Here is a 1,166-nt window from a genome sequence, read left to right as displayed (position 1 = left end):
ATAAAGCCGTCGGCTACCTGCGTGCGTTGCTGTGGGGCGCGCCGGGGTATTTGTTCTTCCAGGTAGCCCGTAACCAGTGTGAAGGTCTGGCCAAAACCAAACCGGCGATGGTGATGGGATTTCTCGGCCTGCTGGTGAACATTCCTGTTAACTATGTTTTCATTTATGGGCATTTTGGCATGCCGGAGCTAGGCGGCGTGGGCTGCGGCGTGGCAACAGCGGCGGTTTACTGGGTGATGTTTATCGCCATGCTGTCATACGTTAAACGCGCACGCTCGATGCGTGATATCCGTAATGAGCGTGGTTTCCAGAAACCGGACACCGCCGTAATGAAGCGCCTGGTACAGCTGGGTTTACCTATCGCGCTGGCGTTATTTTTCGAAGTGACGCTGTTTGCTGTGGTGGCGCTGCTGGTTTCCCCGCTGGGGATTGTCGACGTGGCCGGACACCAGATCGCGCTCAACTTCAGCTCGTTAATGTTCGTCCTGCCGATGTCTCTGGCTGCAGCCGTCACCATTCGAGTCGGTTATCGTCTGGGCCAGGGTTCCACGCTGGATGCGCAAACCGCAGCCAGAACAGGTCTGGGCGTCGGCGTCTGCATGGCGGTTGTGACGGCGATTTTCACCGTGACATTCCGTGAGCACATTGCCCTGCTCTACAACAATAACCCGGAAGTTGTCGCTCTGGCAGCGCAGCTCATGTTACTGGCCGCGGTGTATCAAATATCGGACTCTATCCAGGTTATTGGCAGCGGTATCCTACGTGGTTATAAAGATACGCGTTCCATTTTCTTTATTACCTTTACGGCATACTGGGTACTGGGTCTGCCGAGCGGTTATATTCTGGCGCTGACCGATCTGGTGGTTGACCGGATGGGACCGGCAGGATTCTGGATGGGCTTTATTATCGGCCTGACCTCTGCGGCAGTGTTGATGATGCTGCGGATGCGTTTTCTGCAGCGCCAGCCGTCAGCGGTTATTTTACAACGCGCCGCACGATAATCCCCAAATAGCCGCCATCTGGCCAATACTGTTCAGTTAAGCATGAATGGAGAACGTTTTACTCTGAATTGGTTTCCGTTCACCTTATGTACGTTGCTTCTCTGATATCGTTATACCCGTGAACGTGCAAGAGAGGCTCACCGCCGCCTCCCTTGCATCCCTGGC

General features: G+C 54.7%; 1 protein-coding gene. It reads left to right on the top strand.

The window, feature by feature from the left end; all coding sequences use genetic code 11:
* On the top strand, nt 1–1,001 hold a 1,001-nt coding region (gene mdtK / locus FDW87_RS10615), incomplete at its 5' end, for an MdtK family multidrug efflux MATE transporter (protein WP_252363109.1).
* Between the last annotated feature and the right edge of the window lie 165 nt (nt 1,002–1,166).

It is taken from the genome of Citrobacter sp. wls826, assembly GCF_005281245.1.
In the GTDB taxonomy this organism is placed as follows: Bacteria; Pseudomonadota; Gammaproteobacteria; order Enterobacterales; family Enterobacteriaceae; genus Citrobacter; species Citrobacter braakii.
The sequence above is the reverse complement of the archived record's forward strand: the minus strand, read 5'-3'. Positions and strand labels throughout refer to the sequence as shown.